This is a genomic window from Ruegeria sp. HKCCD6157, from assembly GCF_013110685.1.
Classification (GTDB): domain Bacteria; phylum Pseudomonadota; class Alphaproteobacteria; order Rhodobacterales; family Rhodobacteraceae; genus Ruegeria.
In genome coordinates, this window is the sequence record NZ_WVRB01000001.1 from 1,073,713 (window position 1) to 1,095,312 (window position 21,600).

General features: G+C 57.3%; 23 protein-coding genes. 13 read left to right on the top strand and 10 right to left on the bottom strand.

The window, feature by feature from the left end:
* Positions 1–267 precede the first annotated feature (267 nt).
* Together GS612_RS05015 and tig are read left to right on the top strand one after the other, a co-directional pair.
* Entirely contained in the window at positions 268–1,392 is a 1,125-nt protein-coding gene (locus GS612_RS05015) for a porin (protein ID WP_171639273.1), read from the top strand.
* A 184-nt stretch (positions 1,393–1,576) separates the two neighbouring features.
* Entirely contained in the window at positions 1,577–2,908 is a 1,332-nt protein-coding gene (tig, locus tag GS612_RS05020) for a trigger factor (RefSeq protein ID WP_171115357.1), read from the top strand.
* Between the two features lie 100 nt (positions 2,909–3,008).
* Here tig and GS612_RS05025 read toward each other — a convergent pair whose 3' ends face one another.
* The 6 genes from GS612_RS05025 to rpsF form a co-directional block, all read right to left on the bottom strand.
* Entirely contained in the window at positions 3,009–3,863 is an 855-nt protein-coding gene (locus GS612_RS05025) for an acyl-homoserine-lactone synthase (RefSeq protein ID WP_152458338.1), read from the bottom strand.
* 107 nt (positions 3,864–3,970) lie between these two features.
* A complete protein-coding gene (locus GS612_RS05030) occupies positions 3,971–4,672 on the bottom strand; it encodes an autoinducer binding domain-containing protein (RefSeq protein ID WP_152458337.1) in 702 nt (233 codons plus the stop codon).
* A gap of 236 nt (positions 4,673–4,908) precedes the next feature.
* Positions 4,909–5,394, bottom strand: a complete 486-nt coding sequence (locus GS612_RS05035) for a lytic transglycosylase domain-containing protein (protein ID WP_171204967.1) — start codon at positions 5,392–5,394, stop codon at positions 4,909–4,911.
* Between the two features lie 156 nt (positions 5,395–5,550).
* A complete protein-coding gene (rplI, locus tag GS612_RS05040) occupies positions 5,551–6,171 on the bottom strand; it encodes a 50S ribosomal protein L9 (protein WP_152458336.1) in 621 nt (206 codons plus the stop codon).
* A gap of 12 nt (positions 6,172–6,183) precedes the next feature.
* Positions 6,184–6,411, bottom strand: coding sequence for a 30S ribosomal protein S18 (rpsR, locus tag GS612_RS05045; RefSeq protein WP_005608650.1), 228 nt, complete (start codon positions 6,409–6,411; stop codon positions 6,184–6,186).
* A 28-nt stretch (positions 6,412–6,439) separates the two neighbouring features.
* Positions 6,440–6,793 carry a 30S ribosomal protein S6 gene (gene rpsF, locus GS612_RS05050; RefSeq protein ID WP_152458335.1) on the bottom strand — a complete coding sequence of 118 codons (354 nt, stop codon included), beginning with the start codon at positions 6,791–6,793 and terminating at the stop codon, positions 6,440–6,442.
* Positions 6,794–7,076: 283 nt separating this feature from the next.
* Between rpsF and GS612_RS05055 the strand changes: the two genes are divergently transcribed.
* Complete coding sequence (locus tag GS612_RS05055) at positions 7,077–7,595, top strand: hypothetical protein (protein ID WP_171167615.1); 519 nt, start codon at positions 7,077–7,079, stop codon at positions 7,593–7,595.
* Between the two features lie 125 nt (positions 7,596–7,720).
* Positions 7,721–8,293, top strand: a complete 573-nt coding sequence (locus tag GS612_RS05060; protein ID WP_171167617.1) for a YceI family protein — start codon at positions 7,721–7,723, stop codon at positions 8,291–8,293.
* 61 nt (positions 8,294–8,354) lie between these two features.
* On the opposite strand, the gene GS612_RS05065 is transcribed toward GS612_RS05060, so the two are convergent.
* On the bottom strand, positions 8,355–9,581 hold the full coding sequence (locus GS612_RS05065; RefSeq protein ID WP_171231423.1) for a cytochrome b/b6 domain-containing protein: 1,227 nt from the start codon (positions 9,579–9,581) through the stop codon (positions 8,355–8,357).
* 174 nt (positions 9,582–9,755) lie between these two features.
* Here GS612_RS05065 and fabD point away from each other — a divergent pair, with 174 nt between their 5' ends.
* From fabD to mltG, 7 genes are all read left to right on the top strand, one after another.
* Complete coding sequence (gene fabD, locus GS612_RS05070) at positions 9,756–10,694, top strand: ACP S-malonyltransferase (protein ID WP_171204964.1); 939 nt, start codon at positions 9,756–9,758, stop codon at positions 10,692–10,694.
* Between the two features lie 42 nt (positions 10,695–10,736).
* Complete coding sequence (gene fabG / locus GS612_RS05075) at positions 10,737–11,474, top strand: 3-oxoacyl-[acyl-carrier-protein] reductase (RefSeq protein WP_152458330.1); 738 nt, start codon at positions 10,737–10,739, stop codon at positions 11,472–11,474.
* Between the two features lie 206 nt (positions 11,475–11,680).
* A complete protein-coding gene (locus tag GS612_RS05080) occupies positions 11,681–11,914 on the top strand; it encodes an acyl carrier protein (RefSeq protein ID WP_008756330.1) in 234 nt (77 codons plus the stop codon).
* A gap of 138 nt (positions 11,915–12,052) precedes the next feature.
* Positions 12,053–12,592 carry a GNAT family N-acetyltransferase gene (locus tag GS612_RS05085; RefSeq protein ID WP_171639274.1) on the top strand — a complete coding sequence of 180 codons (540 nt, stop codon included), beginning with the start codon at positions 12,053–12,055 and terminating at the stop codon, positions 12,590–12,592.
* Between the two features lie 123 nt (positions 12,593–12,715).
* Positions 12,716–13,459: a HisA/HisF-related TIM barrel protein gene (locus GS612_RS05090; protein ID WP_152458328.1), complete on the top strand. Its 744-nt coding sequence runs from the start codon at positions 12,716–12,718 to the stop codon at positions 13,457–13,459.
* Positions 13,460–13,642: 183 nt separating this feature from the next.
* The gene (gene fabF, locus GS612_RS05095) at positions 13,643–14,908 is read left to right on the top strand and encodes a beta-ketoacyl-ACP synthase II (RefSeq protein ID WP_171639275.1); all 1,266 of its coding nucleotides are present in this window, start codon (positions 13,643–13,645) and stop codon (positions 14,906–14,908) included.
* Entirely contained in the window at positions 14,909–16,066 is a 1,158-nt protein-coding gene (gene mltG / locus GS612_RS05100; RefSeq protein WP_171639276.1) for an endolytic transglycosylase MltG, read from the top strand.
* Between the two features lie 81 nt (positions 16,067–16,147).
* Here the strand turns inward: mltG and GS612_RS05105 are convergent, their stop codons facing one another.
* Both GS612_RS05105 and GS612_RS05110 read right to left on the bottom strand, forming a co-directional pair.
* The gene (locus GS612_RS05105) at positions 16,148–17,413 is read right to left on the bottom strand and encodes a DEAD/DEAH box helicase (RefSeq protein ID WP_171639277.1); all 1,266 of its coding nucleotides are present in this window, start codon (positions 17,411–17,413) and stop codon (positions 16,148–16,150) included.
* A 326-nt stretch (positions 17,414–17,739) separates the two neighbouring features.
* Positions 17,740–18,276 carry a winged helix-turn-helix transcriptional regulator gene (locus GS612_RS05110; protein ID WP_171362669.1) on the bottom strand — a complete coding sequence of 179 codons (537 nt, stop codon included), beginning with the start codon at positions 18,274–18,276 and terminating at the stop codon, positions 17,740–17,742.
* Positions 18,277–18,315: 39 nt separating this feature from the next.
* On the opposite strand from GS612_RS05110, the gene GS612_RS05115 reads away from it, so the two are divergent.
* Positions 18,316–18,693, top strand: coding sequence for a VOC family protein (locus GS612_RS05115; protein ID WP_171204959.1), 378 nt, complete (start codon positions 18,316–18,318; stop codon positions 18,691–18,693).
* Positions 18,694–19,337: 644 nt separating this feature from the next.
* Positions 19,338–20,516: a DNA-packaging protein gene (locus tag GS612_RS05120; protein ID WP_253286137.1), complete on the top strand. Its 1,179-nt coding sequence runs from the start codon at positions 19,338–19,340 to the stop codon at positions 20,514–20,516.
* Between the two features lie 19 nt (positions 20,517–20,535).
* Here GS612_RS05120 and GS612_RS05125 read toward each other — a convergent pair whose 3' ends face one another.
* Positions 20,536–21,504 carry a cation transporter gene (locus GS612_RS05125; protein WP_171639278.1) on the bottom strand — a complete coding sequence of 323 codons (969 nt, stop codon included), beginning with the start codon at positions 21,502–21,504 and terminating at the stop codon, positions 20,536–20,538.
* Between the last annotated feature and the right edge of the window lie 96 nt (positions 21,505–21,600).

The window sequence follows — 21,600 nt, forward strand, 5'->3', positions numbered from 1 at the left end:
GGAAATCCGCCGTCAAGGTTCACATCAGTGCAGACCGAATGTTTGCCAGATGCATGGCTGGACGTCACAATTTATTTGCACACTGTGCTTTGGATCTTCGAATGGATTCGTAACTGTATGAAATAAAATGAAAAATAACCAATTTTTCGATATGCCATGTTGCGAATTTGCAATGCTTGCGAGGGAGTGAATGCGGGCCACTGGAACGCTCGCAGTTCGTAAACAAATGGACAGTACCTGAACCCCGAACCTTTCATGGTGAGTGAAATGACCCTTAACATCAAACCGATATCAGTAGCCGCTGTTCTGACTGCGACGACCGCCATCCCGGCTGTGGCGGAAATGAAATACGAAAACAATAGTGGCGGATATGTGCTGCTGTATGGACAACTGCACCCCGCCTTGATCTCGGTGGATGACGGACAGGATACCGAGACCCGTGTTCTCGACAACGATCTGTCGAACAGCCGTGTTGGCCTGCGTCTTGTGCAGCCATATGGAAGCAACGAATTCCAATTTTGGTTTGAATCAGGCCTTGGCCTGCCGGGTTCGGCGTCTGCCGATCAATTCGGAACCAACGCAGATGGTTGGAATCGCGAAGACATTCGCCATGTGGATTTTTCGCTGAAAGGTGGCTACGGCAAGTTTTCGGCAGGTCAGGGCAGCATGGTCGCTGATGGCGCCGCAGAAGTTGATCTGTCATATGTCGGAACCGCGCTGTATTCGTTTACCAACGATGAAAATGCAGGGTTCTTCTATCGGGACACGACCGGTATGCTGAGCGGTATTACGGTTGGTGACAGTTCCAGCAACTTTGACGGCGCGCGGCGTGGTCGTGTGCGGTATGATACGCCGTCGTTCAACGGGTTTTCCGCCGGTTTCGCTTATGGTCAGAACATTTTGTCCAGCAGCGACGATGACGATTACTACGATGTCGGTCTGTTTTATGAAAACACCTTTGCCGGTGGTGTGGAATTCGCAGCAGCCGTGGCCTATTCGGTAAGAGACCGGGATGACAATTCGGGGGATCGCAAAGATACGATCGGTTCCGCTTCCGTCCTGCTTCCCAGCGGGTTGGGCTTTACGATTGCGGGCGGTACGCGCGACGATGATCAGGCCGGTGCCACGGATCCGAACTATTGGTACGGTAAGATCTCGTACGAAGGCAACTGGGTGTCCTGGGGCAAGACCGGCGTCGGTATCGACTATTATGGTGGCTCGGATTTCCAGAGCAACGGTTCTGACACCAAAGCTTGGGGTATCGCGGTCGTGCAAAAAGTCGAGCCGATCAACACGGATGTTTATCTGAAATACCGCAACCACGATTTCGATGACGGCTCGTCATTCGACAACAACGAAGCATGGGTTCTGGGCGCACGCTGGAAGTTCTGATTGTCTGGCTGGAACAAGTGCGAGCGCCCCGGTTTCCGGGGCGTTCTTTTTTGCGGTTTAGGCGATCAAATACCACTGGATTCAGCCTTTGCCTCTTGCACGCGGGCGGCAGGGCAAATAGAAGGCTTCAAATTTGCCCGGCGCGCCCTATTTGCGCGCCCCGAATCCTATGGGGACTACCATAATGCAGGTTACCGAGACGCTGAACGAAGGTCTGAAACGTGGCTACAACATCGTTGTGTCAGCAGCCGAGCTGGACGAAAAGGTCAATGAAAAGCTGACCGAAGCGCAGCCGGAAATCGAAATGAAAGGTTTCCGTAAAGGCAAGGTGCCTATGGCGCTGCTGAAAAAGCAGTTCGGCCAGCGCCTGTTGGGCGAGGCGATGCAGGAAACCATCGACGGCGCCATGAACAAGCATTTTGAAGACAGCGGTGATCGCCCCGCGCTTCAGCCCGAGGTCAAGATGACCAATGAGGACTGGAAAGAAGGCGATGACGTAGAAGTCGCCATGTCTTACGAGGCGCTGCCAGCGATCCCGGAAGTTGATCTGAAATCGGTCGAGTTGGAAAAGCTGATCGTCAAGGCTGATGAAGCAGCCGTCGAGGAAGCTCTTAACAATCTGGCGGAAACCGCTCAGGACTTCAAAGCGCGCCGCAAGGGGTCAAAAGCCAAGGACGGCGACCAGATCGTGTTCGATTTCGTCGGTAAGGTTGACGGCGAAGAATTTGAAGGTGGTTCGGCCGAGGATTACCCGCTGGTTCTGGGCTCGAACAGCTTCATCCCCGGCTTTGAAGAGCAGCTGGTTGGCGTGAAAGCCGAAGAAGTAAAAGACGTCAACGTCACGTTCCCTGAAGAGTACGGCGCCGAGCATCTGGCGGGCAAAGACGCTGTTTTCACCTGCACCATCAAGGAAGTCAAAGAACCGGTTGCTGCGGAAGTGAACGACGAACTGGCTAAAAAATTCGGTGCCGAAGATCTTGAAGCCCTGAAAAGCCAGATCGCAGAGCGCCTGGAAGCTGAATATGCAGGTGCATCGCGCGCCGTGATCAAGCGCGCTTTGCTGGATGCGCTGGACGAGAAGGTGTCGTTCGATCTGCCGCCGTCGCTGGTTGAAGCCGAAGCCAAGCAGATTGCGCATCAACTGTGGCACGAAGAAAACCCAGAAGTCGAAGGCCACGACCATGACCCGATCGAGCCCACGGACGAGCACACCAAGCTGGCCGAGCGTCGCGTGCGTCTGGGCCTGTTGCTGGCTGAACTGGGCCAGAAGGCCGAAGTTGAAGTTACCGACGCTGAGATGACACAGGCGATCATGAACCAGGCACGTCAGTACCCGGGTCAGGAACGTCAGTTCTTCGAGTTCGTTCAACAGAACGCACAGATGCAACAGCAGCTGCGTGCCCCGATCTTTGAAGATAAGGTTGTGGATTACGTGTTGGAGCTGGCTCAGGTCACTGACAAGGAAGTCAGCAAAGATGACCTTAAGAAAGCCGTCGAGGCACTGGAAGAGGAGTAATCCTCTTCCTTCCCTTCGTCAGAAGAAGGGACAAAAAACGGAGCCGCCTGCAATCAGACGGCTCCGCATGGGTGGCTTTTGTATCTATGAGGTGAGGGGGTCAGGCCTCATGAGCAAAAGCACGGGGGGTTTCCAAAAGAGCGGTTCTTTGCTCTGGCGTGAACGTATCCGTGAGCGCTTCGATCAGCTTGAGGACATCCTGCCGTTCAGCTTCTGTTTTTGCGGCGCTCATCTGTTCCACAAAATATTTCTCGAGATCGGTGAGTGGTTTGTGATCCTGGTTCGCGGGATTCTGTGCTGCGGCTTTCTTCGCGGCAAACAGAGCTAACGCTTCTTCTTCGTCCATAAACACGTCGTTGTGAATGCCCGCAAATTCACGCAGGCCGGCGATACGTTCTTCGGTGCAGTCCAGCAGAGCGGCCAATGCGTGAACCTTGCCCATTGGAACTGTCTTACCGACATAGTCGTAAGGCGCGCAATTCGAACGCTTCAACACCCGATCCATGACCGGATCAATCACGGTGATGATGTCCTGAATACCTGCATTTTTCGCATATTCCAAAGATCCGATCATCAACTCGCAAGTCGCGTAGGAGACCGAGTTCTTTTCTTTGCCACGCGTGAGCCGTTGCGTGTCGACGCAGAACCGGGTCGATTCCCACATGGTCGCACTGCGAAGTGGTGCTTCGCCGCAAAGGATCGCCGAGAAGACATCCGACAACATGTGTGGTCCGGTGGTCTGGAGGGCACGCACGGCTGCGACGACATTCCCCTCATCGTCGAGTCCGATTACATATGCCGGGTCCAGGTGATCGAACTCGTCGATCTCTTTGCCATCTTCAATGTTGACGTCCCATCCCAGGCGTTCGCCAAAAACTCGTGCTCTCAACTCGAACATTTCATCAAGAACTTCGCTGAACATATGTCTGTTCAGGCCATCTACCACGATGATCATTTCTTCCCCCTTCGAGTGGTTATTCGGTAACTTAGACGTTACCGGACACAGGGGATTTTTCTATTGGGGGTTTCCCGTATTTTGGCGAAATTTTGCGTTTTTTTTGTTTAACTTGGGGTAATAAGCCCAATTGCAATCGCCCGGCCAACGGCCTGAGGAGTGGTCAGCGCACTAAGCTTTTCTCGACTGGAACGCAAGTGCACTTCTACGGTTCGGTGTGAAATGGACAAAATATCGCCGATGTCCTGTTGCGATTTCCCTGCCGCAACCCACTGCAAGATCTCTGTCTCACGTCTGGAAAGTGTTGGATGATACAGCGCGCTGGTCAATTCGTCTGAGGAAACCACGTTGTCATGGATGTGCACTGCCATCGATTGCAAGTCACTAATGACATGCGTGTATAGCTTGCGCCATTCCTCTTTGCTGCAATTGCGCGTTGCGCTCAGCAGGCCGATATCTCCGTAGGGACCGCGCACGGGAATTGTAACGCCTTGGTTTGGCAATCCAAAATCATGGGCATCCCGGAATACACGTTGGAAGTCGGGGCTGCGCTCAAGTCGGCTCCAATCCACTGGCGCGATGCTGCGGCGGGCCATATGGATGGTCGGATCAATCATGATCAGACCCTGGTTTTGGTAGTGCTCATTCCAGGCGTCGTCATAGGTAACAAAGCCGGCAACCGTGCCGGCAGCAGGGTTCATGCCAGCATAAGCAGCATGATCCATATCATGCTTCTCACAGATTTGCCTTAGAAATTCGGTGTATCGAACTTCTGAATCCGGCAGAGTGCTCAGATCGACAATTTCCATGTGGTGCCTACCAGCTGCGGCCCATCTTACAGCCCGATGGTGTCGTCGAGCATGCATATAACACAGAGTGGAACCCGTTTACCTCACCGAGCCAGAACACCATACTTTCCTAAACATGACAAGGCGAGGTACTAATTGTCTGCGCAATTCCAAATAATGAGACATTCAATAGAACATTTTTGTCACTATTCGGCAAAAAGTGCTAATTTCACGCGGCTTTCTGACGCTAATCACCGTCAGTTGGCGGGTTTCAGCCCAGTTTCCACCAACAATCCGCGCGCTTTGGCTTCGGGGTAAAAGCCCTTGGCATAAAGAAATATGGCCCTATCCTGGTTGCCATCAGACAGAAGCCAGGCGCCACGAAGGTATTTCCCGGCGAACTCAAGGTTGGTGTCCGCGTCCAACAGACCTTTGGCGTTTCCGGTGTATCCCATGGATCGTGCGGTGGCCGGAAGGATTTGCAACAACCCATAATAGGGTCGGTTGACCGCCCAGGGGCGATGCGTGCTTTCACGAATGGCGAGCTTGTGAACAAGCTCTCGCGGAAGCTCGTAGTGGTCCGCCCATTTGTTGATCGACGCGCGCAGTTCCGGCGTTTCGTTTGGATAGAGCGGAGGATTGAATTGCGGTGTTTCCGCCTTGGAGACTTCTCCTGCACCGCAGGCAACCAACGGGGCTGTCAGTAAGAGTGCCATGAGATTGCGACGGGTGAACAGGGGCATAAGTTTCTCCGGGGTTTCGAGTTGCAATGATATGGTCTGAGTATTTGGCTGCAAGATTATGGATGGAGTTGGGCTAAAATTTGCTGGTTTGGCTCGGAGGCAAGAAAAAAGGCCGCGCTGAAGCACGGCCTTTGTTGTGTTCGAAACCTTGCCGGATCAGGCTTTGGCTTCGTCTTCCTCGGCAGGAGCGGCTTCTGCAGCCAGCTCTTCGTCCTCGGATGCGGCCGAGCCGATGTCGTCGAACAGTTCGGCGATCTCGAATTCAGCGGCTGCTTCTTCTTCAGCGGCCAGTTCCTGGATCGATTTGCCCGACGCCTGAAGTTCGGCTTCTTCTTCCGAACGCGCCACGTTCATCTTGATTTCAACTTCGACTTCGGGGTGCAGCTTGACTGCAACCGAGTGCAGACCCAGTTCCTTGATCGGATTGACCAGAACAACCTGCTTTTTGTCGACGGTGAAACCAGCTTCGGTTGCAGCCTCTGCGGCGTCACGCGGGGTGACCGAGCCGTACAGAGCGCCAGCATCCGATGCCGAGCGAATCACGATGAACTGCTGTCCGTCCAGCTTTTCAGCCAGTGCTTCAGCTTCTTTCTTGGTTTCCAGGTTGCGTGCCTCAAGCTGCGCTTTCTGGGCTTCGAACGACGCGATGTTGGCGTCTGAGGCGCTCAGAGCTTTGCCCTGAGGCAGTAGGAAGTTGCGGGCGTAGCCGGGCTTGACGTCAACGACGTCGCCCATCTGACCCAGTTTCGCAACGCGTTCCAGCAGGATAACTTGCATATCAGTCTCTCCTTACTTCACTGCGTAGGGCAGCAGGGCGAGGAAGCGGGCGCGCTTGATAGCACGGGCCAGTTCACGCTGCTTTTTCGCCGAAACGGCGGTGATGCGCGAAGGTACGATCTTGCCACGCTCAGAGATGTAGCGCTGCAGCAGACGAGTGTCTTTGTAGTCGATTTTCGGCGCGTTCTCACCCGAGAACGGGCAGACCTTGCGGCGGCGGAAAAATGGTTTTGCGGCCATGGTTTAGTGTCCTTTCCTCAGGCGGTGATCAACGACGCTCGCGGCGGTCGCCACGTTCGTCACGCTTCTGCATCTGAACCGACGGGCCGTCTTCGTGACCGTCAACCTTGATGGTCAGCACGCGCATGACGTCATCATGCAGGCGCATCAGGCGTTCCATTTCCTGAACCGCACCCGAGGGCGCATCGGTTTTCAGGAAGGCGTAGTGGCCCTTGCGGTTCTTGTTGATCTTGTAGGCCATCGTCTTGACGCCCCAGTACTCGCTATCAACCAGCTTGCCGCCGTTGTCAGCCAGAACGGTGCCGAAATGTTCGACGAGGCTTTCCGCCTGCGCGTTGGACAGATCCTGACGCGCGATCATTACATGCTCATACAGTGGCATGTGCACTCCTGTTTATGTCAAGGCGCATTTCATAGGCGGGGCCATCCGGTCCTTCGCGACCCTGCCACGAGAGGCTGCGCGATTCATCTGATTGCGAAGGATGGCCCCGTATACACGTTTGAACCGCAGGAGCAAGCCCCGCCACATATGCCTTTGAGACGCCGCCCAATTTCCTTTGGGCCGCCCAAATGCTGACGCTTTTCGGCTCAAAGTTGTTTTGCATACCGGACGTTACCCGGACCAAACAGAAATTCGACAGTAACCTGATAAAAGGTGAAGTGTTATGACCGCGACCAATACAAACACATACCGGGAAGAGGCGGCAGGCTCGCGCTTTGAGCATTCGGTGCCGGTAATGATTGCCTTCGCGCCAAACTGGAAGGCCCGTTTGATCCTGGCGCGGTTGGTAGGAGCGTTCTTGATCTTTTCGGCGTTTTCGATGTGGCTGATGCCAGGCTCGATCGTGGGTGCAGATGTCTGGCCGATCAAGATGGTGGCATCCATGCTGTTTCTGATCGTCGGTGTCAGTTTGCTGACGATCGAAGTTCTTGATCAGCGCCCGGATGCCTATTTCGATCCGATCCGCCGCGAAGTCCGTGTTCTGCAAAAGAACGAAGACGGACGCCCTCAGACGGTGCTGCGCCGCAGCTATGAATCGCTGGGTGGTGCGCGTTTTGAAGAAAACGAAGTCCACTTGTTTGATGTGGATGGGAGCCTTTTGATGAAGCTGCCCCTTGAATCGGCGGATGTCAGCCGAGCGCTGAAAGGGCAACTGAGCAAGAGCGTAACAATTTTCGGCTGAACTTTATTCTGTTCAAAAAGGAACAGATGTTGTGACTCGAAAAAGGTTGTGTGCCGCCGACAGGCGGCACATTTTGTTTGTGAGCAACCCTGCCGGGTTGCATTCACAAAAACGCGGAGATTGTTATGAAATCCACCCTTCTTGCTGCTGCACTGGCCGTATCGGCGACCACGGCATTCGCCAGCGCCGAGAAATACGTGCTGGACCCGAGCCACAGCCAGGTTGTCTTCAGCTATGACCACCTGGGCTTTTCAACCACAACCGGCATGTTCTCGGGCTTTGAGGGCGAGATCATGTTTGATCAGGAAAATCCCGCCGCTTCCAGCGTGAGCGTGTCGATGCCGGTATTGGAGATGTTCACCGGTTGGAAGCCGCGTGAAGATCACTTCATGACCGAGGATTTCTTTGGTGCGACCGAGGGCGACCTGATCACCTTTACCTCGACGGGTATCGAAGTGACCGGTGAAAACACTGCCAAGATCACCGGCGACCTCACCATGAACGGCGTGACCAATTCCGTTGTTCTGGATGCCAAACTGAACAAGGTTGATACCCATCCAATGGCGAACAAGCCATGGGCCGGTTTCGACGCCACCACGACCCTTGTCCGCAGTGAATTTGATCTGGGCCAGTTCGCACCGTTTGTCAGTGACGAAGTGCAGGTGCAGATCTCGGTCGAAGCGCAAAAAGCCGAATAAGCGCAAGACGGCGAACACGAAAACCGCCGGTGATCCTGTCACCGGCGGTATGTATTTGGCATCACTGACTGCGGGACGCGGCGAGTTCCACAGCGACTGTGACGGTGAAGCCGAGCGAATCTTCGGTGGGCTGCGATGCGCCGATGCCGAAATCCAACCTGTTCAGATCAACCGAGCCTGTCATGGTCGCGGTGTCGTCCTGAAGGTCCAGTGAAAACGGTAGTATGATATCGATCGTCTTGTCGCGGATTGTCAGTGGTCCGCGTGCCTCATATCCGCTTTCGGTTTTGAAAAGGTCAGCCGCGAACTGGGCCGTCGGAAACTGGGCGTTGTTGAAGAAATCCGCACCCATGGCCTGTTCGGTTACGGTTCCGAGGCTGAGAGAACCTATTGCGATCGTGACCTCGACGGACCCGGCCGGGCCAGGCTCGGCCGGGTCGTCAAATGCAATTGCGGCTGTCCAGTCGGAAAACGAGCCGGTGACCGGGCTGCCCAATTGGGAAATCGTGATGGACAGGGTGCCGTTCTGAACCTGCCAGTCTGATTGCACCTCGGCCAGTTGGACGTCGGCGTCATCATCGTCGGCCTCACGCGCAAATTCGCCAGAGACCCAGCCGCCGGTGAGGACAAGCGCCCAAACGGCCACCGCGGCGACGGCGGGCACAAGGGAATGATGCTGGTGTGGAGGCTCCGGTGCGTCCGACCCACCCGGCAACATCCTGCGCAATGTGCTGTCTTTGTCTATGACGTGATGCTTCAACGCTCCGGCAACATGCAGGACCAGCGCGCCGACGAGCGTCCACATGAACAGCCAATGCAGAACGCCTGTCACCTCGGCCACAATGGTTGATTTCGGTACAAAAGGCAGGTTTTGGCCGAAGGGCCAGAGGATTGGAGCAAACCCTTCGGTTGCGGCGTGGTGCACCCAACCGGTCAGTGGCACAAGCACCAATGACCCATAAAGAAGCCAGTGGACAGTTTCGGCGGCAAAAGCCTCGGGCTTGTTGTCGGCATTCAACAGGCCGGGCTTGGTTTGCGTGAAGGCCCACATTATCCGAGCCAAAGCAACGAAGAACACGGTGACGCCTACGGTTTTGTGCAATGAGAACATGCGCGCCGCGCGTGCGATTTCGGCCTCGCTTGGGGCTGTGGAGGCATGCAATACGGCGTGGGCCAGATTGTCCGCGATCCAGCCGAGCGGCAGGGCTGTGAAGATCAGCAACGCGGTGAGCCAGTGAAACGTCTTTGCGACACTTCCGTAGCTTGAAAAGGAATTGGTCGAGGCCATGGGTGCAACGCTCCGAGATTCTGTGCTGCGCCCAAGTTAAGGTTATCGGAAGTCGGCACAAGTAAGCGCTTGCGCACAGCCGAAGTGCCAGAATGCAGAACACAGGCAGTGCTTGTGCCAGACGATCAGTCAGTTTACACCCCGCCGCAACCTGACATCATCCATGAGGTTGCAATGACACTCGCGTTCGTTTTTCCGGGGCAGGGTGCCCAGACCATCGGTATGGGCAAAGCACTGGCCGATGCCTATCCGGCGGCGCAGGCCGTCTTCGATGAGGTGGACGAGGCACTGGGAGAGAAGCTGAGCAGCGTGATCTGGGAAGGCGACATCGCCGACTTGACGCTGACCCAGAATGCCCAGCCTGCTCTTATGGCGACATCCATGGCGGCAATGCGTGCGCTGGAAGCCGAAGGCGTTTCGGTTGGTCAGGCGGCTTTCGTGGCGGGGCATTCCTTGGGAGAATACTCGGCCCTTGCGGCTGCGGGGGCTTTGTCGGTTGCGGACACCGCGCGCTTGCTGCGCACCCGCGGTCTGGCGATGCAAAGTGCCGTACCGGTGGGCGAGGGCGCAATGGCGGCCATTCTTGGATTGGATCTTGAGGCGGTGCGCGCCGTTGCAGAAGAAGCCGCGCAGGGGCAGGTCTGTCAGGCTGCCAATGACAACGATCCAACCCAGGTCGTTGTGTCGGGTTCCAAGGCTGCCGTGGAGCGTGCCGCCGAGATTGCCAAGGAAAAAGGCGCAAAACGTGCTGTTATGTTGCCTGTAAGTGCTCCATTTCACTGTGCGCTGATGCAGCCTGCGGCAGATGTGATGGCGGAAGCGCTTGCTGCCGTCGAGATAAAGGCGCCTTCCGTGCCTTTGGTGGCCAATGTGCGTGCCGAAGCCGTCAGTGATCCGGATCTGATACGTCAGTTGCTGGTGGAACAGGTGACGGGGTCGGTTCGCTGGCGTGAAAGCGTTCAGTTCATGGCCGCGCAGGGCGTGACTGAAACGTGGGAAATCGGTGCCGGCAAAGCCTTGTCCGGCATGATCCGCAAGATCGATCGTGCCATTGCAGGCAAGGCTGTGGGCACACCGGAAGATGTTCAAAAGGCCATTCAGGCCGAATCGTAAGCTCAAAAAGCGTCGTGGCCGACGCACCAAGAGGAAAACCGAATGTTTGATTTGACAGGTAAGAATGCGCTGATCACTGGTGCTTCGGGCGGTATCGGAGGCGACATTGCACGTGCGTTGCACGGTGCTGGCGCAGCGGTCGGATTGTCCGGTACACGAGTCGAGCCATTGCAGGCTCTGGCAGACGAACTGGGCGAGCGCGCGCATGTGTTGCCTTGCAATCTGAGCGATCCGGAAGCCGTTGAAGCGTTGCCAAAGCAAGCGGCCGAGGCGATGGGATCGGTGGATATCCTGGTGAACAACGCGGGTATCACGCGCGACAACCTTTTCATGCGCATGTCCGACGAGGAATGGCAGAGCGTTATTGACGTGAACATGACCTCGACGATGAAACTGTGCAAAGGTGTGATCCGCGGCATGATGAAATCGCGCTGGGGCCGGATCGTGAATGTCTCGTCCGTGGTGGCCGCAATTGGCAACCCGGGGCAGGCCAACTATGCTGCGTCAAAAGCCGGGATGATAGGGTTTTCCAAGGCTTTGGCTCACGAGGTGGCAACGCGCGGAATTACCGTGAATGCCGTGGCACCGGGTTTCATCACGACAGCAATGACCGAGAAGCTGACCGAGGAGCAGAAAAAGGGTCTGTTGCTCAAGGTTCCGGCGGGCCGCATGGGTGAACCCGAAGAAATTGCAGCGGCTGTTCTGTATCTTGCCAGCCCCGAAGCGGGTTATGTTACCGGAAGCACCTTGCATGTGAACGGTGGTATGGCCATGTTGTGATCGCCACAGGGGCAGCGCGAAAGCGTTTGCCTCTTGCGTCGACTATGCTATAGGCGGCGCATCTATGCGGGGCCGGTTGTTCAGGTCGGCCTTCGACTTCCCGGTTCGCCGGGACCCAAACCGCCCGAAACGGGCAAATCAAAGCCAACCCGTGCGGGCAAGGGCAGAATCGGGCAGACCGCCCTGTAAAGGAATGAGGAATAGACATGAGCGACGTCGCAGATCGCGTTAAGAAGATCGTTGTTGAGCACCTGGGTGTTGAAGAAGATAAAGTCGCGGAAAACGCGTCCTTCATCGATGATCTGGGCGCAGACAGCCTGGACACCGTTGAACTGGTCATGGCCTTCGAAGAAGAGTTCGGCATCGAAATCCCCGATGACGCAGCCGAGACCATCCAGACCTTCGGCGACGCGGTCAAATTCATCAGCGAAGCGTCCTGAGCGTTTCCTTCTGATCAAAAGCGGCGCTTCCGGGCAACGGAGGCGCCGTTTTTTTGTGCCCGCTCAAAATTCATGCTTGCGCGTTTATATTCGGATACGCACTGTTTCCATTGAGGCAAAATTCAAAGTGGACAGGGCATGATAAGATCCACTCCCATGATAAATACCGCGCGTTTGACGCTGTGTGCCATGCGCCCGGAGGACTTTGACCGGTTCGCCGAGATCTGGAGAGATCCGTGCGTCGTTCAGCATATTGGCGGCTCACCGCGATCGCGCGGCGAAGCATGGGATTCCTTTTTGCGCAATGCCGGGCATTGGCACATGGCCGGGTTTGGACAATGGGGTGTGCTGCAACAATCGAATCGAAAGCTGATCGGACAGGCCGGTTTCTTTTACGGAAACCGTGAGATGGGCGATGATTTCGACGGCTTTCCCGAGGCGGGCTGGGTTCTGGCGCCCGAGGCGCAGGGGCAGGGCCTGGGGTATGAGGCGGCCAAGGCGGCGCATGACTGGTTTGACCGGGTGATTCCCGGGCCTTTGGTTGCGATGGTGAATGCGTCCAACGCCTCGTCGCAGAAACTTGCCAAAAAGCTGGGCTATGTATTGATGCGGGAAGGGGTGTATAATGAAACCCCGGTGCATTTGCTTCGGCGCAACGGGCCACCGGCGCTCGCGTAAATCCGCCACTTCGACACTATGCCGCAAAATGGCCAAACTGTGCCGATCCCGGTGATATTGGGAGGGCGTTCAAGGTGTATGCTTCCGGGGATTTTCAGAGCGATTGAGCGGAGGACCGAGCTCATGAGGATATACCCCACTATGGAATTGCAGAACGGCCGGTGTGTCACGTTGGACAAAGGTCGTTTGGACAACGCTATGATTTGGCATGTAAACCCAGTCGAAACAGCGCGAAGCTGGGCGGAAGCGGGTGCCGAATGGATGCATCTGACCGATTTCGACGCGATCGAAGGCAAGGATACCAACGTCGAATTGATTGAAGAGATTATCCGCGCTGCCGAAATCCCGGTTCAGTTGGCGGGGGGTATGCGGACCCGCGAACAGGTCGAACGCTGGATCGACAAGGGCGTCGGTCGCGTCGTGATCGGGACGCTGGCGGCGCGCGAGCCGAAACTGGTCAAGGAATTGGCCACACTCTACCCGGATCAAATCGTGCTGTCGGTCGATGTCTGGCAAGGTTATGTGATGACGGATGGCTGGCGCAGCCAAAGCGTATTCACGCCCGAAGCGTTTATCGATGCATTCGAAGGAGCGCCATTTGCTGCTATCGTGGTGACGGATATCGACAGCGATATGGAGGACGTCGAGGCTCAGCTTGGCCTGATCTCGGGGCTTGCCAGCCATTCGCGCACCCCTGTGATAGCGAGCGGGGTTGTACGTACCGCGGATGACATCTCGCGGCTGGCCTATATTCCCAATATCTCGGGTGCAATCGTGGGACGTGCACTGTTTCGCAAGACACTTGACCTTACGGATGCTCTGGAAATGGCAAAATCGGCGCATGAGCCGGTGGCACAGTTTCAATAAATACGCTTCGCCCTTTCAACCGGATCCTTGAAAGTGCGGGCACCGATTTCCGTAATCCAAAGCGGTACTGCTTCGGTTGCCCGGCGGCGGGAAGCCCGCCTGAAATCGCCGTTGCTCTTGCCCCCGCACCCCGGGCCGGGGTAAGAGCGGTTCTCATAACAGGAAGCAGGCAAGAGGCACTTCATGCGCAGAGTCGTTGTAACCGGTCTTGGATTGGTCACTCCATTGGCCAGTGGGGTCGAAGAAACCTGGTCGCGGCTGCTGGACGGAGAGTCCGGCGCAGGCCCCATCACGCATTTTGATGCGGAAGGCAGTGGTGTCGCCACGACCTATGCCTGTGAGGTGCCCCGCGGGGATGGAACCAACGGGACCTTCAATCCCGATGACTGGATGCCGCCGAAAGAGCAGCGCAAGATCGAGGACTTTATCCTGTATTCCATCGCAGCCGCGGAAATGGCCTGCAAGGATGCGAACTGGTTGCCGGAAGATGAAGAGGACCGCCTGCGAACAGGTGTTCTGATCGGTTCTGGCATCGGGGGGTTGGGTTCGATCGCGAATACCGCCAATCTGATCCGCGACAAGGGCCCGCGCCGGGTTTCACCGTTCTTTATTCCGGGTGCTCTGATCAACCTGGCATCAGGTCAGGTGTCGATCCGGCACGGCTTCAAGGGGCCGAACCATTCGGTCGTGACGGCGTGTTCCACCGGTGCCCATGCAATCGGTGACGCCAGCCGTATCATTCGGGCAGGTGACGCAGACGTCATGGTTGCAGGTGGCGGCGAAGGCTGCATCTGCGAAATCGGTATCGCCGGGTTCAACGCATGCAAGGCGTTGTCGACCAAATATGCAGGCAACCCGAAGGCGGCCAGCCGACCCTATGACGTTGACCGCGACGGATTCGTGATGGGCGAAGGTGCGGGCATCGTCATCCTGGAAGAGTATGAACACGCAAAGGCCCGCGGTGCAAAGATCTACGCCGAGGTGCTGGGCTATGGCATGTCGGGCGACGCATATCACATCACGGCACCGTCCGAGGATGGTGACGGGGCAGAACGTTCGATGAAAGCCGCGTTGCGCAGCGCCGGGCTGGAGCCGAAGGACTTGGATTACATCAACGCTCATGGCACCTCGACCATGGCGGATACGATCGAACTGGGTGCGGTCGAACGTCTGCTGGGGGACCACGCCGCGAACGCCACCATGACGTCGACCAAATCGGCAACCGGGCACCTTTTGGGTGCAGCGGGGGCGATCGAGGCAATCTTCTCGATTCTGGCGATCCGCGATCAGGTCGCACCTCCGACGATCAACCTGGACAACCCCGCGGTGGAGACACCAATTGATCTGGCTCCGAACGCCAAGCGTGAGCGCAAGATCAACGTGGCCCTGTCGAACTCGTTCGGGTTTGGCGGCACCAATGCCAGCGTGATCTTTGGAAAGGCCAACTAAATGTGGCGGGCCATTGCTTCGAACGCGCTGACCATTCTGGTGGTCGGCCTGTTCCTGATGGGTGGACTGATCCTTTGGGGACAGACCCAGTACAAGGCCGAAGGCCCGCTTGAAACCGCGATCTGCCTTCAGGTCAGAAGCGGATCGAACATGACACGTGTCAGTCAGGAACTGGAAGATCAGGGCGCGATCCGCAGTGCCACGATCTTTCGGATGGCCGCCGATTACACGGATCGGGCACAGCAGTTGAAAGCCGGCAGCTTCCTGGTGCGGGAAGGCGCGTCGATGGAGCAAATCATCGACGAAATTACCAGCAGCGGTGCCAGCACCTGCGGATCCGAGATTGAGTATCGTATCGGTGTGACGCGTGCTCAGACCCGTGTGCGCGAGTTGAACCCGGCGACCCTGGATTTCGTCGAAATCACGTCGTTTGATCCGTCGGGAGACGAGGTGCCCGAGGCCTATAACGAGAAACGCAACGAGGCGGACACCCGTTACCGCGTATCACTTGCCGAAGGTGTGACCTCGTGGCAGGTGGTCCAGGCGTTGAAGGCGTTCGACGCTTTGACAGGTGAGGTGACCGAGATCCCGGCCGAAGGGATGCTGGCGCCTGACAGTTACGATGTTGTGGCGGGCCAGGACCGTAACGACATTTTGCAGGCGATGCAGGACAAGCAACAATTGCGGATCAATGCCGTTTGGGAAAGCCGTCAGGACGGGTTGCCGCTGCAAAGTCCCGAAGAAATGCTGATCCTTGCGTCGATCATCGAAAAGGAAACCGGAGTTCCGGAAGAGCGCGGGCAAGTGGCCAGTGTTTTTGTGAACCGGCTGAAACAGGGGATGCGGTTGCAGACGGACCCGACCGTCATCTATGGCGTCACCAAAGGGCAAGGCACGTTGGGACGCGGGCTGCGCCGCAGCGAGCTGAACCGACCAACCCCGTGGAACACCTATCAGATAGACGGTTTGCCGCCGACGCCGATTGCCAATCCGGGCTTGGCCAGCCTTGAAGCTGCTGTTGCGCCGGATGACACGGATTTCGTGTTCTTCGTTGCCGATGGCACGGGCGGCCATGCATTTGCCGAAACCTTGCAGGAGCATAATCGCAATGTCGCCAAATGGCGCGAGATTGAGGCAGAGCAGAATTCGGGGAATTGATCTGAACGAAAAATGGTTTCGTTCATCGTGTTGCGCCAACGCCGGTCATTGAACCGGCGTTGGCTTTTTTGTGTTCCGATCTCAGGCCGCCGGACGTTTGCCGCGTGGGCGACGCCGTTTGTTTGCTGCGGGTTTTGACCCCGCGTCGGCGGGTTTGGGTTTGAACCCCCGGCGACGGTTGTTCGGGCGGCGCGCCGGTTTTTCAGGTTGCACGGCTTCGGGCATCGCCCCACTGGCAACTGGAATCTCGATCTTCATCAGCTTTTGAATCTGGCGCAGCAGATCAACTTCTTCCGCGGAACAGAAGGCGATGGCTTCGCCCTCGCGCCCTGCGCGGGCGGTGCGCCCGATACGGTGGACGTAGTTGTCAGGCACCTCGGGCAGGTCGAAGTTGATCACATAGGCGACGCCCGGGATGTCGATGCCCCGGGCGGCAACGTCGGTGGCCACCAGAATGTTGATGTCACCCGCGCGGAACGCCTTGATCGCGCGATCACGCTGACCCTGGCTTTTGTTGCCGTGGATGGATGCGGCGTTGTAGCCATCGGCCACAAGCCCTTTCATCAGCCGTTCCGCACCATGTTTGGTGCGGGTAAAGACCAGTGTCAGGGCGTCCATGTCCTTCGACAGGATTTCACGCAGCTTGGCTGGTTTCCCGGGTTTGGAGACGAAGTGCAGAGATTGTGTAATCTTGTCTGCGGCTTTGCCCGGAGGCGAGACCTGCACCCGCTGCGGGTTGGTCAGGTAAGCGCGGCTGAGCTCTTCCATCTGCTTCGGCATGGTGGCCGAAAACAACATGGTTTGTCGTGGGGTGCCCAGGGCCGGAGCGATTTTTCGCAGTGCATGGATAAAGCCTAGGTCAAGCATCTGGTCTGCTTCGTCCAGCACCAGATGGCGCACCGCTCCGAGGTTTGCCGCGCCCCGCTCCATCAGATCTATCAGGCGGCCCGGTGTGGCGACCAGAATATCGGTGCCACGGGAAAGGAACATTATCTGCTTGTTGATCGATTGGCCACCGACAACGGTGGCCACACGCAGCTTGGTGCCTTTCGTCAAGGTGCGGAGGCTGTCGGCGATTTGATTCACAAGTTCGCGGGTGGGCGCCAGGATCAGTGCTTTGGCGGTTTTCGGGTCGGGCTTGCCGGGTTGGGCCAGAAGGTGATCGATCAGAGGCAGGCCAAAAGCCAAGGTCTTTCCGGTGCCGGTTTGCGCCAGTCCCAGAATGTCGTGACCATTCAGAGCAAGCGGAATCGCCTGGTTCTGGATCGGGGTGGGTTGAGTGAAATTGGCGCGTTTGAGTGCCTCGTTCAGTGCTGGGGCAAGGCCCAGCATATCAAAGTCGAACAAATAACTATCCTTTGCAGCCCGGAGCGTTGGCCCACGGACAGGTCATGAAGGGTCGCGCGTTGGCGACCGACAGGGGTTGTGCGAGACCTCGGGACGAGCAGGCGTATCCTGCGCCATCCGGCCGCCGCGTCAAGAACCCTGCGTGATGGGGAACTGGAATGATGAGTTGGCGCTGTGGGGCGGACGAGGTCCGCTTGAACTCACGCATCAGCGCTGTGATGTGGGGCACATGAGGGTTCCGCCATGAAATGTCAAGCGCTGGCAAGCCTTCTGGTGGTCTACTGAGTCGAATAAGGCACTGTTCGCGGCACCAGACTGCCATTGAATTACAGCGTAAAACCAACGGCCCTGTTGATCGCCATTCCAGTATTCACGGCCTGATAGGTTGGAAATGGCATCCTCTCGGCAGTGTGAATGTCGCGTCGGATCCAGTTTTGTGCTTCCAATTGGTGAAGGGATGAGGACAGCGCCCGATCTGTAATGATCGTAAGACCAGATTTGATGGCCGAGAAACGATGAGGGGTACCTGTCAACGCCAGAACTGGCACAGTCCAGGATTTTCTTAGCAGTCTGATTTCATCCTCAGAGCGGGCGGTAGTAATTATCTTGCTGGCGATCGTGGCAGCCTCGGTTCCGAATGGCGTAAGTCGAAATTCTGGACGCAGAGGGTGCCCATGTCCGGGGTTTCTTTCGATCATTCCAAGTTCAATAAGATGAGAAAGGCTGGCTGCAAAGGCCGTTCGGCTTGCGTCGGTCGCTGCCAAAAGCGGGGCTTGCCGGCCCGGAACTTTGGCGTGCAGCAGGGCAAGAATTTTCAGGGACCAAGCCCGCGATGTCAGCTTGACAAGTGTATTTATGTCCATAAAGTATAGTAAATATATTTTTTAAAAAGGAAAAGCCTTATGTCTCTCGTTTCATTGAAAAACACCATCACACTTGCGATGTCCGTTCGGGATCGACACGCCAGTGCGGAATGGTATGCCGCCAAGCTGGGATTTGAGCTTATCCACCACATTGATGAAGCGGGATGGAGCGAATTGCGAACCAATGTCGACCGAGTCACTTTGGGGCTGGGCGAACAGGCCGAAGCCTCTCCGGGGAATTGCGTGCCTGTTTTCGAAGTCGCGGATATCGCGGAGGCGCGCGGAAAGTTGGAACTTGCAGGAGTGGAATTTGACGGTGAAACGGACACGATTGAGGGGATGGTCAGCACGGCAACGTTTTACGATCCGGATAGGAATGCGCTGATGCTGGCGCAGGATTTGACAGGCCAGAGCTGAGAGTAAGAGGTAAAGGAAAACTCAACACAGCGACCGCTGCGTGTTGCGTCGACGTTGCGCAACTCATTGACTTTGCGCACTTAATACCGTATGGCTTGTGACATGCTAGAGGAAGTGGGCAACGGCCCCGGGGCGACCCGGTGGCCGTTTTTTGCTTCCCTCGTGCGGAGAAAACTCACGCATGAGGTCACAGGCAAACATGACTTTGATTACCCCGGAAGAGCGGATTTCCCAGACGGCTGAATTGTTGCAGTCGCTTGAGAGGTCCATTCGCGATCTGCGGCAAGCGGCGGAAGACCTGCGCAAACAGATCGGAGCCGGGGAGGATGTAGATCTTGCTGGTTCAGCCAAGCAACTCGGGCAGTTAGAGGGGCTGATCCGAAGTTGTCAGAAAGTGGAGACAAGCTTTGTCGAACAACATCACAGACAAGCCGGAATTGCCCAAGGAGGGTACGCGCTCGATCTTGACCGAGCTCGGTTTGAAGTCGGGTGCAGGCTGGCTCGCCTCCGCGCCTGTTGCGGCGCAGAACAGATTTCTGAGTGAGATCAGGGAGGGAGGGCTGTGTGCCCTCCCTTTCCTGTTCGAATTCTGGGCGCTGCCGCATCAGCTGCCACCCGAGGGCGACTGGCGGTCCTGGGTGATCATGGGCGGGCGCGGTGCGGGCAAGACGCGCGCCGGGGCCGAGTGGGTACGGTCGATGGTCGAGGGGTCTTTGCCATTGGATAAGGGCCAGGCCTGTCGGGTGGCTTTGGTTGGTGAGACCTTCGATCAGGTACGCGATGTGATGATTTTTGGCGATAGCGGGATTTTGCAATGCTCGCCGCCGGATCGTCGGCCGGTGTGGAAGGCATCCGAGCGCAAACTGATCTGGCCCAACGGGGCCGAGGCGCAAGCGTTTTCGGCGCATGATCCCGAGGGGCTGCGCGGCCCGCAATTCGATGCGGCATGGGTGGATGAGTTGGCCAAGTGGAAGAAGGCCGGCGAGACCTGGGACATGCTTCAATTTGCGCTGCGGTTGGGGGATCAGCCTCGGGTCTGCGTGACCACGACGCCGCGCAACGTGAAAGTGCTGAAGGATCTGCTGGCCTCGCCGTCCACGGTTCAGACCCATGCTCCGACCGAGGCGAACCGGGCCAACCTGGCGGCTTTATTTCTGGACGAGGTGCGCGCGCGTTATGCGGGCACGCGGCTGGGGCGGCAGGAGCTGGACGGGGTGCTGCTGGCCGATGCCGAAGGGGCGTTGTGGACAGGCTCGATGCTGGATGCGGCGCGGGTCGAGGCAGTGCCCGAGCTGGATCGCATCGTCGTTGCGCTGGACCCGGCGGTGACGGCGGGATCAAGCGCCGATGCCTGCGGGATCGTGGTGGTGGGCGCGCAATTGCAAGGCCCGCCCGAGGACTGGCGCGCCTATGTGCTGGCTGATCGGACGGTGCAGTGCGTTGGCCCGGCGGGCTGGGCGCAGGCGGCAATCGACGCGATGGACGAGTTTGGGTCCGAGCGGCTGGTGGCCGAGGTCAATCAGGGCGGGCAGCTGGTGGAAGAGGTGGTGCGGCAGGTGGACCCTCTGGTCCCGTTTCGGGCGGTGCGGGCCTCGCGCGGGAAGGTGGCGCGGGCAGAGCCGGTGGCGGCGCTCTACGAACAGGGGCGGGTGCTCCATGTGGCCGGGCTGGACGCGCTGGAGGAACAGATGTGCCAGATGACCGCGCGGGGGTTCGATGGGCAGGGCTCGCCCGACCGGGTCGACGCGCTGGTCTGGGCGCTGCATGAGTTGGTCGTGGGGCCTGCGGGGACGTATCGGCGGCCGAGGGTGCGGGTTTTGTAAGCCCAGTGCGGCGAACACATCAAGCGCTTTGGACAGGGGCGAGTTCATCTGGCCATCGTCTGGGGTGTTCAGAGACAATCAGCAGAACGTCAGCCCCGGCCAATACGGTTCGAACATCGCGTATCAAATCCAGGTTGAGGCGGTCGATTTCCTGCGCGAAAACGGAGCGACATGGGTCGTAGTAGACGGTCACTAAATGGGATCGGCCCAGTTTGGTAACAGACAGATCCCGGATCCGCCCGCCATCTTCAATGAGAGTTGCACGTACGGCGCGGCGCGCGGTCGCGATAGTGGCGGGGCTGGCGCTTAACCCTGCGAGCTCGCCCAATCCGCCTTTGAATTCACGGATATACGCCCCGAGGGCCAGCAGGCAAAGCAGTAGGACAATCACGGAATCCCCGATCGGAGCGATCAAGGCAAGTGGTCCTTCCCTGAAATAGTAGATGGCAGCCAGACCGATGCCTGCCGCCGCAGTGATCATCCCGTCAAAAAGCGCCGCTTTGGCCTCCAGTCGCAGGATTGCGCTGTTTCGTCCGATGCGACGCCAGGTGAAATGATGAAAGGCCCAAAGCAAGGTGCAGGTCAGCCCAATCCCTGAGAAATAGAGGATCATTGGCGCAAAGCTCAGAGGCTCGGGGGGCAGGCCGTTCAGATAGTTGTAGATGCTTTTGAGGGCGCTGGTGATCGCAAACAATACAAGACCCAACAGGGATAGAGAGCGGAGTGTTGAAAAGATGGCTTCGTCTGCGGCATAGCCGAACGGTCGTAGCTTGTCGGGTCCGGCATCAATTCGTTGGCTGATCCTTCGGCCGAGAACGGCTGAAGTAAAACCGATCAGTGAGAACAGTCCGTCCATCATGATCGCGTTCGAATTCGACAGAATGCTGGCCAGGATTCCCGCGGCACCCATGAAGAGATTTCCCCCCATTGCTACCATGAGTGCGCGGCTTTCCAGTCGTTTTCTGATGGCCAATTCTGGCTGGGTCATTCGATCGGTCCCGCTTTGCTTTCAGTACTTTTACCAATAGCCATCCATTCGGAATTGGCCACCCACTTTGGTTGTCCGTGTTGCCCAACCCCCGTA

Coding starts and splice junctions, on each gene's coding strand:
- GS612_RS05015 (WP_171639273.1), top strand. CDS start 268: ATGACCCTTAACATCAAACCGATATCAGTAGCCGCTGTTCTGACTGCG.
- tig (WP_171115357.1), top strand. CDS start 1,577: ATGCAGGTTACCGAGACGCTGAACGAAGGTCTGAAACGTGGCTACAAC.
- GS612_RS05025 (WP_152458338.1), bottom strand. CDS start 3,863: ATGATCATCGTGGTAGATGGCCTGAACAGACATATGTTCAGCGAAGTT.
- GS612_RS05030 (WP_152458337.1), bottom strand. CDS start 4,672: ATGGAAATTGTCGATCTGAGCACTCTGCCGGATTCAGAAGTTCGATAC.
- GS612_RS05035 (WP_171204967.1), bottom strand. CDS start 5,394: ATGCCCCTGTTCACCCGTCGCAATCTCATGGCACTCTTACTGACAGCC.
- rplI (WP_152458336.1), bottom strand. CDS start 6,171: ATGCAAGTTATCCTGCTGGAACGCGTTGCGAAACTGGGTCAGATGGGC.
- rpsR (WP_005608650.1), bottom strand. CDS start 6,411: ATGGCCGCAAAACCATTTTTCCGCCGCCGCAAGGTCTGCCCGTTCTCG.
- rpsF (WP_152458335.1), bottom strand. CDS start 6,793: ATGCCACTGTATGAGCATGTAATGATCGCGCGTCAGGATCTGTCCAAC.
- GS612_RS05055 (WP_171167615.1), top strand. CDS start 7,077: ATGACCGCGACCAATACAAACACATACCGGGAAGAGGCGGCAGGCTCG.
- GS612_RS05060 (WP_171167617.1), top strand. CDS start 7,721: ATGAAATCCACCCTTCTTGCTGCTGCACTGGCCGTATCGGCGACCACG.
- GS612_RS05065 (WP_171231423.1), bottom strand. CDS start 9,581: ATGGCCTCGACCAATTCCTTTTCAAGCTACGGAAGTGTCGCAAAGACG.
- fabD (WP_171204964.1), top strand. CDS start 9,756: ATGACACTCGCGTTCGTTTTTCCGGGGCAGGGTGCCCAGACCATCGGT.
- fabG (WP_152458330.1), top strand. CDS start 10,737: ATGTTTGATTTGACAGGTAAGAATGCGCTGATCACTGGTGCTTCGGGC.
- GS612_RS05080 (WP_008756330.1), top strand. CDS start 11,681: ATGAGCGACGTCGCAGATCGCGTTAAGAAGATCGTTGTTGAGCACCTG.
- GS612_RS05085 (WP_171639274.1), top strand. CDS start 12,053: ATGATAAGATCCACTCCCATGATAAATACCGCGCGTTTGACGCTGTGT.
- GS612_RS05090 (WP_152458328.1), top strand. CDS start 12,716: ATGAGGATATACCCCACTATGGAATTGCAGAACGGCCGGTGTGTCACG.
- fabF (WP_171639275.1), top strand. CDS start 13,643: ATGCGCAGAGTCGTTGTAACCGGTCTTGGATTGGTCACTCCATTGGCC.
- mltG (WP_171639276.1), top strand. CDS start 14,909: ATGTGGCGGGCCATTGCTTCGAACGCGCTGACCATTCTGGTGGTCGGC.
- GS612_RS05110 (WP_171362669.1), bottom strand. CDS start 18,276: ATGGACATAAATACACTTGTCAAGCTGACATCGCGGGCTTGGTCCCTG.
- GS612_RS05115 (WP_171204959.1), top strand. CDS start 18,316: ATGTCTCTCGTTTCATTGAAAAACACCATCACACTTGCGATGTCCGTT.
- GS612_RS05120 (WP_253286137.1), top strand. CDS start 19,338: ATGGGCGGGCGCGGTGCGGGCAAGACGCGCGCCGGGGCCGAGTGGGTA.
- GS612_RS05125 (WP_171639278.1), bottom strand. CDS start 21,504: ATGACCCAGCCAGAATTGGCCATCAGAAAACGACTGGAAAGCCGCGCA.